At 37.8% G+C, this 566-nt stretch carries 1 protein-coding gene; it reads left to right on the top strand.

Annotation, left to right across the window (positions count from 1 at the left end; all coding sequences use genetic code 11):
* The coding region (locus JMA43_RS13945; protein ID WP_342157319.1) for a gliding motility-associated C-terminal domain-containing protein at positions 1–467 on the top strand (467 nt) is incomplete at its 5' end.
* Between the last annotated feature and the right edge of the window lie 99 nt (positions 468–566).

The following is a 566-nucleotide window of genomic DNA, read 5'->3' as shown; positions in this document are numbered from 1 at the left end:
AGGTAACAGGCGCGTATACGATTTCGAGTTTAATGCCTAATGAAACAGTTACACTTACTATCACTGCAGAAACAACTTCTGTGGAAGCGTATCTCAATGTGGTTACACTGACAGATTTAGATCAAACAGATACCGATACGTCCAACAACCAAGCGAGTGCTAGTGTTACTGTAAGCGATGATGACTGTTTAACAATTTACAATCAAATCACGCCAAACAACGATGGACGAAACGATTTCTTTAAAGTAACGTGTATTGAAGATTATACCAATAATGTACTTAGAATCTACAACCGTTGGGGAATTGAGGTGTACCATGCAAACAATTATCAAAATGATTGGGATGGTACTTCAAACGGACGTGCTACAATCAACAAATCGGATAAACTACCAACAGGAACGTATTACTATGTCCTTGATTTAGGTGATGGAAGTAAAGCACGTGCAGGATGGTTGTATATCAACTAAAAAAAGAAAAGCCAATTTAAAAGAAGAAAAATGAAACAAGGGATATTAAAGGTCATCGTACTGTTAGGAGTGTTGGTGTTGAGCATGGAGGAAGCTTCT

The sequence above is a fragment of the Joostella sp. CR20 genome (genome assembly GCF_038433465.1).
Taxonomy (GTDB): Bacteria; Bacteroidota; Bacteroidia; order Flavobacteriales; family Flavobacteriaceae; genus Galbibacter.
The sequence above is the reverse complement of the archived record's forward strand: the minus strand, read 5'-3'. Positions and strand labels throughout refer to the sequence as shown.